Source organism: Copranaerobaculum intestinale (genome assembly GCF_009831105.1).
In the GTDB taxonomy this organism is placed as follows: domain Bacteria; phylum Bacillota_I; class Bacilli_A; order Erysipelotrichales; family Erysipelotrichaceae; genus Copranaerobaculum; species Copranaerobaculum intestinale.
The window spans coordinates 462,135-475,122 of sequence record NZ_WUUQ01000002.1; the positions used below are offsets into that span (position 1 = coordinate 462,135).

Annotated in this window: 11 protein-coding genes; all 11 read right to left on the reverse strand. The window is 39.8% G+C overall.

Annotated elements, in window-relative coordinates; all coding sequences use genetic code 11:
• Positions 1-22: 22 nt before the first annotated feature.
• Complete coding sequence (gene tet(M), locus GSF08_RS07025; RefSeq protein ID WP_110370588.1) at positions 23-1,942, reverse strand: tetracycline resistance ribosomal protection protein Tet(M); 1,920 nt, start codon at positions 1,940-1,942, stop codon at positions 23-25.
• A 15-nt stretch (positions 1,943-1,957) separates the two neighbouring features.
• On the reverse strand, positions 1,958-2,044 hold the full coding sequence (locus tag GSF08_RS07030) for a tetracycline resistance determinant leader peptide (protein WP_012386611.1): 87 nt from the start codon (positions 2,042-2,044) through the stop codon (positions 1,958-1,960).
• A 274-nt stretch (positions 2,045-2,318) separates the two neighbouring features.
• Positions 2,319-3,254 (reverse strand): conjugal transfer protein, encoded by a 936-nt coding sequence (locus GSF08_RS07035; RefSeq protein ID WP_001224320.1) that lies wholly within the window; start codon positions 3,252-3,254, stop codon positions 2,319-2,321.
• Positions 3,251-4,252 carry a bifunctional lytic transglycosylase/C40 family peptidase gene (locus GSF08_RS07040; protein WP_000769868.1) on the reverse strand — a complete coding sequence of 334 codons (1,002 nt, stop codon included), beginning with the start codon at positions 4,250-4,252 and terminating at the stop codon, positions 3,251-3,253. Before GSF08_RS07040 ends, GSF08_RS07035 begins: the two co-directional genes overlap by 4 nt.
• Positions 4,249-6,426, reverse strand: coding sequence for a CD3337/EF1877 family mobilome membrane protein (locus GSF08_RS07045; RefSeq protein ID WP_000804748.1), 2,178 nt, complete (start codon positions 6,424-6,426; stop codon positions 4,249-4,251). Before GSF08_RS07045 ends, GSF08_RS07040 begins: the two co-directional genes overlap by 4 nt.
• 2 nt (positions 6,427-6,428) lie before the next feature.
• A complete protein-coding gene (gene tcpF / locus GSF08_RS07050) occupies positions 6,429-8,876 on the reverse strand; it encodes a conjugal transfer ATPase TcpF (RefSeq protein WP_000331160.1) in 2,448 nt (815 codons plus the stop codon).
• Positions 8,860-9,252, reverse strand: a complete 393-nt coding sequence (locus GSF08_RS07055; RefSeq protein WP_000723888.1) for a conjugal transfer protein — start codon at positions 9,250-9,252, stop codon at positions 8,860-8,862. Before GSF08_RS07055 ends, tcpF begins: the two co-directional genes overlap by 17 nt.
• An 88-nt stretch (positions 9,253-9,340) precedes the next feature.
• Positions 9,341-9,838 (reverse strand): antirestriction protein ArdA, encoded by a 498-nt coding sequence (locus GSF08_RS07060; RefSeq protein ID WP_000342539.1) that lies wholly within the window; start codon positions 9,836-9,838, stop codon positions 9,341-9,343.
• A 116-nt stretch (positions 9,839-9,954) separates the two neighbouring features.
• The gene (locus GSF08_RS07065) at positions 9,955-10,176 is read right to left on the reverse strand and encodes a hypothetical protein (RefSeq protein WP_001009056.1); all 222 of its coding nucleotides are present in this window, start codon (positions 10,174-10,176) and stop codon (positions 9,955-9,957) included.
• 42 nt (positions 10,177-10,218) lie between these two features.
• Positions 10,219-11,424, reverse strand: a complete 1,206-nt coding sequence (gene mobT / locus GSF08_RS07070; protein WP_000398284.1) for a MobT family relaxase — start codon at positions 11,422-11,424, stop codon at positions 10,219-10,221.
• A gap of 177 nt (positions 11,425-11,601) precedes the next feature.
• Complete coding sequence (locus GSF08_RS07080) at positions 11,602-12,987, reverse strand: FtsK/SpoIIIE domain-containing protein (protein ID WP_000813488.1); 1,386 nt, start codon at positions 12,985-12,987, stop codon at positions 11,602-11,604.
• Position 12,988: the final 1 nt, after the last annotated feature.

The window sequence follows — 12,988 nt, forward strand, 5'->3', positions numbered from 1 at the left end:
TTATATAACAACATAAAATACACTAAGTTATTTTATTGAACATATATCGTACTTTATCTATCCGACTATTTGGACGACGGGGCTGGCAAACAGGTTCACCGGTAGTAACATGGTACCCTTTTAACTCTGTTAAACAAACACTACGTCCATTTGTAAAGAAAGTTAAATCACTACGATATTCTTGAATACACCGAGCAGGGATTTCTCCACTAAGAATGACCTCATTATTTTTCAATTGAGTGTCTACGATGTTCGCACAATATTTAGGAGCATCGTTGTATGCTCGTGAAAGATATTCCTGTGGCGCATAAATTTTAAAACTAAGATATGGCTCTAACAATTCTGTTCCAGCTTTTTTTAAGACTTGTTCCAATACAATAGGAGCAAGCATCCGAAAATCTGCTGGGGTACTAACAGGGCTATAGTATAAGCCATACTTAAAACAGATTTTACAGTCCGTCACATTCCAACCATACAATCCTTGTTCACAGCCATAGCGTATCCCCTCCATAACTGCATTTTGAAACGATTGATTTAAGTATCCAAGAGAAACCGAGCTCTCATACTGTACTCCGCTCCCTAATGGAAGCGGTGCTACAGATAGACCAATGGAAGCCCAGAAAGGATTCGGTGGAACTTCGATGTGAATGGTATACTCTGCTTTTTTTAACGGTCTTTCCATATAAATGACTGTAGGCTCTTTTATTTCTATCTCCACATGATACTTTTCTTGCAGCAGAGCACAAGTCACTTCCATTTGTACTTTCCCTAAGAAAGAAAGTATGATTTCATGTGTCGCAGAATCCACATAATATCGCAGAAGCGGGTCACTGTCGGAGATTTCTAAAAGTGCATCAAGTAACATTTCCCTTTGTTGAGGTTTGCTCGGTTCAACAGTCGTTTGCAGCAGAGGGAGGGGATTTTCAATTCTCTCTCTCTGTGGCAATAGCTTTGTATCTCCAAGAACACTATTTAACTTCAAAAACTCATTCTGCAAAATAACAATTTCCCCGGAATAAGCCTTATCGATTTTACATAATTCACCATTTATTGAAGTATACATTTCTGTAATTTTTATTTTTTCCTTTTCCGATATTCTAACCGAATCTCGCAAATGCAGTACGCCACTATAAAGACGTATATATGCAAGACGCTGTCTTTTTTCCGAATACTCAATTTTGAAAACTTTTCCGCAAAGTTCAGACTGACCTCGATGTGTTGATGAATAAAATTTATTCGTAATCACTTCTATAAGGTTATCAATCCCTATATTGTTTTTTGCACTTCCGTGATAAACAGGGAACAGGGAACAATTATGAAATCTTATGCTTTCCTCTTGTTCGAGTTCTAATGCTTCCAATAATTTCCCAGACGTATATTTCTCCAAAAGGTAATCATTTCCTTCTATTACCATATCCCATTGTTCAGATTCGGTAAAGTTCATTACACGCATATTAGGATGCAGTTCTACCTTCTGTTTGATTACAATTTCCGCAGAAAGTTTCTCTTTAATATCCTGATAAACCGTTGATAAATCAATTCCATTTTGGTCAATCTTATTGATAAAAAAGATTGTGGGAATACCTATTTTCCTAAGTGCATGAAACAATATACGAGTTTGTGCTTGTACGCCATCTTTTGCAGAAATCAGTAGAATTGCCCCATCTAATACTGATAATGAACGATATACTTCTGCTAAAAAATCCATATGTCCTGGCGTGTCTATGATGTTCACCTTAGTATTTTTCCACTGAAAAGAGGTTATCGCCGTCTGAATTGTAATTCCTCTCTGACGTTCTAAAAGCGTATTATCCGTTTTCGTTGTACCTCTGTCCACGCTTCCTAATTCTGTAATCGCTCCACTGTTATATAATAAGCTTTCTGTTAAGGTAGTTTTTCCCGCATCAACATGAGCTAAAACTCCAATATTAATAATTTTCATGTGATTTTCCTCCATTCAAAAGCCCAAAAGGGCATAAAAATCCCAGTGATAAATACTCTTATCACTGGGATTTTTATGCATAACCATAGGCATACAAAGCATACAGATATTCTCCGGATACTTTAGAATCACATGATAAAGGTATTCTTAAACTGGGTACAAAAAACTAAGCCCTCCTAAAAAAGGACATCCAATTATTTGTTCCCACTATCAAATTGACAGTTTATTTAAGAATACCTTGCCGCATATTTATTAACTCCTTTTAAATAGATACTTAAATAATAGCACGTAAGAGCATATTTGTAAAGGAATCTCCAATTTTTTATCAAAGAGAGTACGTGATTACAAAATAGCTGTAATAATGTACCAATATTTGTTATTCTATAATCTTCCAATTACTCCCGTTCTTTTCAAGTACCAAATCAAATTGAGATACCTGCGTTGCTTTGGTCTGCTGGTCGATATACTCCACTGTCAGCGATACCGTGACTTGATTATCCTTACGATTGTGAATAGGATTTACCAGTTCTTGAAAGATGTACTCTTTTCCGATTGGTTTTAATATCCCGTCATTCACATAGTAGGAAAGTTCACTGGCTGTCGCTGTAGGATAGAGCTTGAAGAACGTCGTTAAAAACTCATTGATTTCATTGGTTGTAATGGAATCAACCGTCCCCTCACTTTCAATGGCTTTTGGTTTATAACTTGATTTCTTAGGTATGTTGGTAATGGTCGGATTCTTAACCAGTACCATATTTCCAGAACCATCTACATAGACACTCACTATATAAGCAGAGTGGACGGTCTTTGTATTTTCTCCCTCTGTAATGAGCTGGTCTACACTGTAGGTTACATTAAACTCATTGTCGCCAGTTGGCTCTACCGTCCATATCTGAAATCCTCTTACAGAAGACGATACAGGAATATCTTTGCGTACTGTATCAACATTGAGAGCTTGAAGTTCATCTGTCAGATAGCCTTTTAGACTTTCCATTCGATTATCAATGGACTTATCGGATTGCTCCCATGAATAGTAGACTTTCGCAAAGTTCTCTACAAAATTTTCTACATGATGAGTATCAACGTATTCCTTTTCTATGATAGTTGTTTCGTGAATAGTATGAGTATCTATAGCTGTAAAGTGCTTGAATATCGCAAAGCTGAAACTAAGCCCTAAAAGTACCCACAAGGCAATCACAACCTTTTTATGAGGATTGACCTTATAGTAGACACGAGGTTTCTTTTCCTTTGGTATCTGTTTTTCTTTATTCTGATTTTTTCTAAATTTCATCATTAAATCTTCCTTTCTCATTGTTTGATTCGTCCTGCTCCCACTAAATGCTGTTGCCAGTAGGGGCTTGTTAAGTCGGCATAACCGATTGGGTCGCCTGCATGAAACATACGGTTATTGCCAAGGTATATCCCAACATGAGTAATATAAGAGCCAGCGTTATAGGTAGAATGAAAGAAAACCAAATCGCCAGCTTGTGCTTCCGATAGTGGGATATGCTGGGTCACATCATATTGCTGTTGTGCGGTTCGTGGTAAGTTAATTCCAGCTTTTCCATACGTCCATTGTGTCAGTCCGCTACAATCAAAAGAAGTAGTCGGGGAAGCTCCACCGTAAACGTATCGCCAGCCCTCATATTTCAGTGCTTCGTCCATGATGGCTTGTACCGTATCATCATCAAACTCTGTTGTGACAAGATACTGCGTTACCAGTTGCACATAAAACATATTGCCATAGTTGTATCGCCAGCCCCCATTGATAGGTATGGCTATGGGATTGGGGTAAGACACTTTTTCGCCACCTGAATACTCTTTTGAGAAACTTTGAGCCAGTTCAAAGGTATATTTATTTCCACGATTAGCCACATACCCTAAGAAACCACCACCATAATTGTAGGACTGGATAACCGATTCTAAATCTACACTGAGCCTTTCGCTACTGGCTAATAATTCACTGAAATACTTCACACCTTGCTTAATGGATTCTTCTGTACTCAATGAATTAGGTGGAAGACCGAGGGATTCCGAGGACTGCATAACATCTTCCGCAGTACCGCCCGATTCCACCTGTATAATCGCAAGAAGTATGTTGACATATTCTTCAACGCCATATTCTTTGGCATATTTTTCTACCATAGGCTTATGAGCCAGCACTTCTGCGGAAACATTCACACCTCCATAATGAATATTGGAAATTCCGCTGTCCTGTTCATCTGAAAATAAAATGGCAACAAACAGAAGCAGTGAGAAGACCATCAAGAATAATCCAGAACCACCAATCACTAAAGTTTTCAACTTCATGGTTTCTTACCGACTTTCTTAATGGTGGCGGTTTTGATTGGTGGTCTACTTCTTGTATTTTGTAGTGGTACTCTTTGAACAGTAGACGGACGTTCTTTTGTGATTGGACGTTGTGAAGTTCTATCTGCTGTAGTGGTTGAAGTTGCTGGCTTTTGAACGGTTTTTTCTTGAACGGTATTGCCTTGGCGTTCCACTTTTGGACTTGAAAAATCGGACTTAACTGCTGGACGCTCTTGTTTGGCTTGTTGAGATTCCTTATATGAAGTCTGAATATTAGACTGTTTTGAGGTCTGTTCATCATGATATTGTTCTTGTCTTGTAGTCGGTCTTTCATGAACAGAAGAAGCAGGCTGTTTTTTCTGTTTGACCTGTTCCATTTCAGAGCGACGCTTCGCAATGGTTTTTCGCCTTTGTTCCTGCTGTTCCTTGCGTCCACTGGCTCTGTCCGCTTTGGTTTGAGAAATACTACTGGTTAAATCACGGACATTCTCTTTTACTTTGGATTTTCCTTGATATACTGCATATCTTGCATTGGTCGGCAAATCTTTAACCTGTTCTTTCAAACCACTAGCAGTGTCTACCATTCTGTCTTTGGTATCAGCTACTGTACCGATGGTTTGACCGATACGTTTTCCAAGTGTTGATTTTTCCTTTCCGTCTGGTCGGGAGTGATCTGCTTGTGTCCTTGCAGAACTCCCCGAACCCGACTGTCCTTTTTTACCTGTAACAATGGCAGACCCAGCCCCTAGAGTAGTCATGGAACGTCCAAGTTTCCGCTGTAGACGGTGCATGTGAGCGTGCATAAGCATACGAGGTTTTCTCATCACACGACTTCCCACACTTTGAGAATCGTTACTCTGTAGAGAAAACATACTCATTAAATCGCCCAGCTTGAAGTAGATTCCTGCAAAGGTCACAATCTGTAGAAAAGCAATCAAAAAGAACGGATAACCAGCCGATAAGGTATAGAGCATGGTTGAAATACTAAATGCTGTCGTAATAATCAATGTGATTCCAGCTCGTGTCAAAATGGTATTAAAGAGCTTTGTTATGGCTCGTTTTGACATACCATCAAATGATGGAATCATGCTTAAAATAAAGCTCACAGGCAGAAACATAGCATAGATGATAAAAAGTACCTGCGAGAAAATCATGATTCCTGTTAATAGGAATACAAATATGGAAATCCCAATATTGAAGACAAATAGGAAGAAGACTGTACCTAAACGGTTAATGGTCTTTGTAATGGTTAGATTGGTATTGCTTCTGTCTTCAATTTCTTCCGCAACAATTTTTTCTCTGTCTTCGCCATTGTTGGAATCTGGGCTGGTGGAGAGCAGGCTTTCCACACGGTCAATACCGATACTTTCAATGTCTGAACTGTTGTATTGAAGCAGTAGCCACGGTTGCTGAACCTGTATGGAAAACAGGCTATCTCTGATTAAGTCCACGCTGTCCTTGCCTTGACTATCGGAATGGGGCATGACAATCTTCGTGCCAAGTGATAAACTGGCATTACTGATGTCTGATGAAAAGTCATTGATTTTTTTAATGTAGTCGGGAGCGTAGGCAATAAAGGAAGCCGATAGGATAAACACCAGCACAAAATTCATAATGGCATGAATTGCCTTTGTGGTTTCTCTCTTTATCAGTCCCGTATAGGCAACATAAACCCCAAGAACCAAAATCAAGAGTAAGAGGAATCCAACATAGAAACCCTCTGTTGAAAATCCGTTTGCACTCACACCAGCTAAGGTCTGCATATTCTTACCAATGGAATCTGCTGTAGCGGAAATGAAGTCTAAGGAATAGGCTTCCTGTACTAAGTAACCTGTCGCATTGGAAACATACAAACTGATTGTCCAAATAAAATTGGTAATGGCATATAGTCCATACATGACCTGTTTTCCAATCCCGTCCGACCAGTTCCACGGAAGCCAGCCCCAGCTATTATCCACATAAAAATCCAGTTGATAGTTTTCAAGTGGGTATCGGCTGTATTCATTTGCCACATTGACCGTATCATCTACCAAGCCCGCAGCTTGAACCACCGTTCCCAGCATGGCTAAAAGAAAAATGGCAATCACAAGTGTGAAAGCCACTGTCATTGCCACTTTACCTAGACGTTTCAGCGTCCAGTTTGATTTTATTCTGTTTACTATTGATGGTTTCACATTTACACCTCTTTTCGCACAGGTGGTCTGGTATCAAAGGCATGGAGCAGTTCTTCAAATACAGGGTGGAACTGTATCACACCGACACGACCATATAAATCACTGATAAGGCATTGCCCGTTTTCCAAATCACGCAATCGCTTCTGATTGTTTTCGTCCTCTGGGTCTACACCAAAAAAGGCTAAGGTCTTTTTAATCTCGTTAAGGTCAGTGGAACGAAATGCAAATTTTAAGCCGAGGTTATTTTTCAGTTTTTCATCTAAGAGGTCGTCTGTATTTTGGGTCACGAAATATACCCCAGCGTTCATAGCACGACCAGCCCGAACCAGCTTCATAGATAGTGTTTTTCCTTGTGCTACCTGTAAAAAGCTCCATGCTTCGTCTAAATCTACAATCTTGAAAATGCTTCGGTCTGTATGGATAAAGTCTAAAGCAAAGGTACTAATGACAATCAGCATAGCAACGGATAAAAGCTCCATAGTGGTATATTCCTCAAAGGAAGTTTCCTTGTCGGGAAGTACCAAGTCCGCAACCTGTATAATGTTCAGTTGTTTTTCTAAGCTGATAGACTGCTCCACATAACCATTACTGAATAATAAATGTGCAAAGTCATAGTCTGTAAAACTTTCGATATGGTCGGCTATACTGGTACTTAGTGGCGTATTCTCAACCCGTAATTCCTCAATCACTTTCATCAACCCTCGTACTTCACTATTGGTTACTGCACGAATGGCTTTTCTAAGGATTGGGAAGCGTTCCCCATCACGAGAGGAAATCCCCGTAAGGAATGTCAGAATATCAATAGCCAGTGATTCAGAATCTTTGGGATTTTTCATAATCACATAAGGGTCAAGTAAGCCTTTGTTTTTCTCATCAGAAGTCAGAGTGACGATATTGATTTCATGGGAAATCTCTGGCAAGGTTTCTTTCCATCTGCCACGTTCTGCTTTTGGGTCTACAATCACTGCTTGTGCCCCATAAAGCACCGCATAATAGACGATAAGGTTATTCGCAAAGGATTTACCACCACCCAGCGAACCAACAAAAGCCGACGCTAACGCATTGGTTACTGAACCCTTAACCCCTTGACTGGCAAGAGCAGGTTTCAGATAGACATTGCGTCCAGTATCTAAGCTGTAGCCAACATAAATCCCCTCATTTTCCCCCAGCATTTGAGTAGCACCAAAACCTAAACCAGCGAGGAAATCAGAGGTCACGTATTGAATATAATCATTCATATAACGCTTGCTGGCAGGTAAAAATTCTTCATGTAAGCCGAGCATATCCCCAAATGGTCGTACCAGTTTTACGCTTAAATCGTCATAAAAATCTTTCACTTCATTACAACGACGTTTGAGTTCGTCAAGATCATTTGCTGATACCCTTACCACATAAGACAGCTTGTACATAGATTCCTTGCTTTGGTCTAAATTGGTTTCCAGCTCATTCACACTTTCCAGAGCTTCCGCCACATTGGAGCTGGTTTCATTATCACTTTGCCAAGCGTGGTTATCCAAGTCTTTCAGTTCTTTCTTTTTATTGCGGACAGTAGATAGGGCTTTACGATTCGCTACAATTTCCACATTCATTGACGTATCAATCGGGAATGTAAATTGCTGTTGCTGGTAGTAGAAGATTTCAGAGGACGGGAAGTCCAGTTCTCCGACAATGCTGTTAATGGTAAAGTAAGCTACATAGACGGTTTCATCTTCCTGCTGGATTTTCAAATATCGCTGTTTTTCTTCCACCAAACAGCGAGTAGGCTTAATCAAGTCATAGTATTTAATCAGCGTTTCATTATCCAGCTTTTTCTTTGATAGATGGTACTCATACTCTTCATAGGCAGTGCCTGTCTGTCCGTAAAGGTGTTCAATCAGATAGCCGAAGTCGTCCTTATCTAACCTGCGGATTTTGAAACGACGAGAGATTTTATTTTCTAAGAGCTTTTCCATCTTCTGAAAACGCAGGATTTCATCATTACTCATACTAACAAAATCGCCCATCAGCTTATGGTTCACATCATAGACAAAATCAGACAAAGCATTTTTTGCTTCAACGGTAAGACTTTTCATAGAAAACTCCTGATCGTTGAGAAGCAACTTAAAGCCGATAAAGAAACGGTAGTTCACTTGATTTTCGCCAATCATGGATATTAAAGCGTCTGTCTGTTGGTCGATTTTGTCATAGGCAACCGCTTTGAGCTTGCCAGTGACTTCATTTTTGGAACGCTCTTGTGCAGAACGTATGCTGGATTCTGTACTGATTTGTAAAGCATGAATTTTGCCATCACGATTTTGTGCGATAAGCTGTCTGAAAGAATCATGCACTTGTATTTTCTGTTCTGGACTTAGAAATGAGTAATTGTAAGGAACAAGCTCATAGTAAGCATAACATTCCCCGTCTTTATTCCAGACGAGATTGTTTTCAATGTATTTAATTGGATATGCCATAAAATTCACTCCTAACTGCTGTAATGGCTTCTTGTGGCTGGTTTCTGCCAAGCGTTACTTTTTTTCCTGCATAGGTCAGCTTTGGTCGCAGTGCATAAGCAATGACAGACTTCAAAAATCCATAAGGCTTTTTACCATCAAAAGTTTTTGTAGACATAAACCATGTGAAAGCCACAGGAATCCCAAAGTATTTGAGAAATGCTCCCTCTATCATGGAAAGAGGGGGCAAGTTGCCAAGTATCATCACTGCAAAGAGTGACACGACAAACCATGTCATTTGCGTAAAGGTTATGGGAAACGGAAGTCTAAAATCATTGATAGAATACAGTACCTTTTCCACAGACCAGATACTGGTATAGCTTCGTATTTTCTTCATGTAATCAATCCTTTCATAAAAAATAGGGGTAGCTGATTGAGCCACCCCGTAAAATAGAAAATCTGCCAGTAGTAATGTACCGACAGATTTAATAGACGATTTCAAAAATCCCATGATTGGTTGAGATAAACGTTCCTGAAAGGTCTAAATCCCGACCATAGGCTTGATAATCAATATAGTTTTGAAGACTAGCTGGTACTTCGCCTAAAGCACCCGTTTCTTCAATGTAGTAGCGTGCCACGTCATACATATCATCACAATCGGAATGAATGATAATATCCTCTTGATGTTCGCTTAGTTCTTCAATGCTTGAAAAATGAGTGAGCAGAGCAGATAGCTCCGATTGTAATTCTTCGGGTAATTCCGATACCATTTCCCATAGTCGATTGAGTTCGCCAATGGAAGTGTATTCGTCAACCGTAAAGGGTAACTCGTAGTCATGAATGGCGTATTCCTCATATTCATCATTCAAGCCGATTTTCTCTTTGACTTCCTCAAAGTCAATGGGAAAGGTAAACCACGCACCGACCAATTCGCCCTCATTGTATTTGCCTAAATTCGCAATATAGACTTGCATATCGTCCATATATTCACGTCCTTTCTTTGTAGAGATTCAAAAATCCCTACCGCACTTCGTTTGGTGTACCATTCCTTTGCGGAACATAAGAAAACCACTTATATTCCACAAAAGAACGGTTTTATTTAAGCACCAATAATGCGATTGAATAGCTCTAGTAAAATGTCTTTTACTCCAGCAGCGTTGAAGACTAAGCCAACCGCAATAATCGCAATAATTAAAAAGCCAATCAGTTTGCTAAACTCACGCTTGAAGCCAAGATACAAGCCAATCACAACGATTGCTAAAAGCACCAGTGATTGAGCGTTTGATAGAAACCAGTTATAAAGGTTTTGTCCAAAATTCATAAAAATGTTCTCCTCTCTATATTCAATGAATTTGTATTTGAGTTATTTTTTTGTTGTTATCACGTCCTGTTCTTTTACTGACTGTTGCTTCAAAATCTGCTTGTGTCGGTCTGTCAGTTTCGCATGGTCGAGAATGTCTTTTACAACCTGCGTCTGGTTGATTTCATCAAGTTTAATCGCAACCTTTAAGGTCGGGGCAACTTGATGAGATAGCCAGTTCAGCGTCCTTTGGAAGGAGTAAGGCTCTGGTTTTGTGGTTAGTTTTAATCGTTCACGATTGTTCCCAATAAACCAAGCCCATTCTTCATTCAGTTTCCAATCAGAACGAGGTTTGGAATCGTCTTTATCTACAAAACGGATATACCGATTGATAATTTTAAAGGCGGTATGCTCTGGATTGTCATAGACGAGTAAATCACGGACTGCATAATAGGCACGCTCATTTTTCAATCGAATCTCAAAACGGTTTTTTACTTCTGCGTCTTCAATGGGAATATCATTTTTCTTGTACTGCTCGTAGTCCTTTTCATAGATACAGAAATAAACTTCACTTTGTAATGAACCGATATAGAGGGTGTTTCCCATACATTCCTTTTCCTCTTTGCGTACCAGTTCGCCACTGCGATAGCTTTTAAAACTGCGGAAGACGGAGATACATTCTTCCTGTTGGCACTTTTCAGTGAGTACAGGGATATTCAAAATCCCTGTCTTATCGTTAATGGCAAGGTCAAGGCGTTTCATCACACCGCCAGCCACCAAAACGTCCATAAAGAACTCATACCAGCTTCTTTGTTGTGCCAGAAGATAGCTTTCAAATTGTCTGCACCCACGACCTTTCAATTCCACCAGAACTCCTTTGTCCAGTTCATGGGAGCAAAGGACGAATATGTCGCCTAAAGCATAATGCTCTGAATAAGAATAGAAACCATAGTCCTCATGAAGAAAATAGGACAGTTTCAGTTGTAAGATGTTTTCGACCACCTGCTGTACGTCTGTTGTCGGAAAGCGAATCCTTACATAATCAAACAGCATTTCAAGGGGAGCGTCGGGATTGAAGCGTTCCAGAGCTTCCCAAAGGGACTGCTGTAAATCCTCTGATGGCTTGACTTTTCCTGTTTCAATATCGCTTAGATACTGCCTTGTAATACCAGTCGCAACAGCTAAACGGTTTTGAGATAGTCCATAAGCCAAGCGTTTTTCTTTTAAATGCTGTAACCAAGTTTGTTCATTCAGTAAAAATCCCTCCAATCAAAAAGGCGTATGTCAACTTTTAAAGCCCATTTGACATACGCTGAAATTTTGTAAATCCCTTGTAACCAAAGGATTTTCTAATGTTTTTTTGACTGTTTCCTGTCGATTTGTACCCCCCTGTTAGATACGGGGGGTTAAGTGCTGGCGTGGCTATTGCCACACCAGCCAGCAAGATCAGTCCACACCTGCGACTTCCGCTTCGCACGTCGCCTGCGTGGACTGTCTGCTGTTGGATAACTTTTTAATTTCCTCCAAGAAATCATATCCTTTTGGTACAAGGGGAGTATAAAACTCTGATATGACACTTGTTCCTACATCAACATAGCCACGACCTTTGATTCGCTTTAAGAAGAAATCCTTTTGTACGTCACTGCCAAACATCATGCCATAGCCCATTTCAGACATACGACCTAAAGCCACTCTGAAATTAAACTGATCACGGATTCCGTCGCCTAAATATTTTGCGTCTGGACGTTGACAAGCCAGTATTAGAAAGAAGCCAGCTTGACGACCTAACATGACAATCTGTTTCAGCTTATTCATAACTGCGGTGTTTTCTTTTGTTCCCAGCATTTCCATGAAAGCGACGTATTCATCAAAGATTAAGAAGTGTGCCGGGAGACCTAAGTAAGCATAATTTTTGCCAGTCTTATAGTTCTTCATCTGCTTCATTTCCTCACTACGTTTCATCATTTCTTCATAGAATGTTTCAATGCAAGAAAGCAAGTCTTCTTTTCTATAGTAGACATTTGCCATCACAGAACCTAAGTCCGCAAGGTCAGCATTTTTCGGGTCAAGAATATACAGTTTTGAATCTGTATGAAGCAAGGCTTCAATCAGTGTCAGTATAAAGTAAGTTTTACCGCCACCTGTACCACCAGCAATCAACATATGAGGGAGCTTATCATATTCCCACCATACGTTTTTCATTAAGCGAAGTTTACCATCTTTAGCTTCTACTTCATCAATAGAAATACGACTGGCTATGGTGTCATAGAGCAAAGTATATTCCACATAGGAATCCTTTAACTCTTTATCCGTCAGCTCACAGTACAAGCCACTCTCTAATTTCTTTTCCAAGTGTAAGAGTTGGTCTTGATATTTTCCCAGCGTGATTTCCACCCGTATCTGTATCAAGCCATTTTTAAGTCGATAATACATTTTAGGGAAGTAGGTTATCTTTTCCTTTGTACGACCAGCACTATCTTTAAAGAAACCCTCTGTTTTGACCTGTTCAGATTCATACCACTTGTTTTCAAGTATCATCTTTGCCAGTTTTTGACGGTGGTAAAGTTGTTTAACCGTATCATAGCGAACCCGTTTGAATACAAACGCTACCAGCAAGCAGATAAGAATTGCGACACTGAAACTGATAATTAAATAGGGAATGTCAATCTTATCTGCTTGTGATAGGTTAAAATCCTGCCAGTTGATCTGCTGGATTGTCTTCACATGAAACAGTCCGACAACCAGCAGGAAAACAGGCAGGAGTGACGCTATCGTAAAATGAAAGACTAAATCTTTACCAGATGGGCGAATCCTTTTACCACGCTGTTTCATG

Bases quoted from the DNA above. Each gene is read 5' to 3' on its own strand.
- GSF08_RS07060 (WP_000342539.1), bottom strand. From the start codon at position 9,838: ATGGACGATATGCAAGTCTATATTGCGAATTTAGGCAAATACAATGAG.
- GSF08_RS07080 (WP_000813488.1), bottom strand. From the start codon at position 12,987: ATGAAACAGCGTGGTAAAAGGATTCGCCCATCTGGTAAAGATTTAGTC.
- GSF08_RS07030 (WP_012386611.1), bottom strand. From the start codon at position 2,044: ATGCTTTGTATGCCTATGGTTATGCATAAAAATCCCAGTGATAAGAGT.
- GSF08_RS07040 (WP_000769868.1), bottom strand. From the start codon at position 4,252: ATGAAGTTGAAAACTTTAGTGATTGGTGGTTCTGGATTATTCTTGATG.
- GSF08_RS07035 (WP_001224320.1), bottom strand. From the start codon at position 3,254: ATGAGAAAGGAAGATTTAATGATGAAATTTAGAAAAAATCAGAATAAA.
- tcpF (WP_000331160.1), bottom strand. From the start codon at position 8,876: ATGGCATATCCAATTAAATACATTGAAAACAATCTCGTCTGGAATAAA.
- GSF08_RS07065 (WP_001009056.1), bottom strand. From the start codon at position 10,176: ATGAATTTTGGACAAAACCTTTATAACTGGTTTCTATCAAACGCTCAA.
- GSF08_RS07055 (WP_000723888.1), bottom strand. From the start codon at position 9,252: ATGAAGAAAATACGAAGCTATACCAGTATCTGGTCTGTGGAAAAGGTA.